Annotated in this window: 1 protein-coding gene; it reads right to left on the reverse strand. The window is 64.7% G+C overall.

The annotated features are described in order from the left end of the window. Positions 1-382, reverse strand: a 382-nt coding sequence (locus tag ACXAHD_RS32405; RefSeq protein ID WP_475055225.1) for a transposase family protein, incomplete at its 3' end; no start/stop codon positions are given. Positions 383-442: the final 60 nt, after the last annotated feature.

A 442-nucleotide genomic window follows, 5' to 3' on the forward strand; every position in this document is an offset into this window, starting at 1 on the left:
CCTGTTCGACGACCCAGCGGATCTTGTTGACCTGCCTGTTGTATTCCTTCTGCCACTCTGTGAGCTCGCCGCCCTTGGGCTTCTTGTACGGAGTGATCATGCCGTTGCCGACGTAGCCCTTGTCGCCGATCCAGTCTCCGGGATTCAGGCTGACGAGAACACCGGTGTCGTTGATCGCGTACGAGTCGTGGTGGTTGCCGGTGACGGGATCGGAGACCCAGGCGAGCGCGCCGTCGAGGGTACAGGCGACCTGGACGCTCATGCCCGTGGTCTTGTGCTTGCCGGAGTACAGACAGCGGTCCGTGCGCCATGACCAGCAGGGGAACAGAGTGCCGTCGACGATGTACTGGGCGGTCGGGTCGAGCTCGTCGGCGGTCGGCACGAACCCCGCCAGCACGCGGTCGAGGACCGGGGTGATGGCGGTGACCGCCCGTGAGATCGT

Source organism: Micromonospora sp. ABR4_055, from assembly GCF_056160425.1.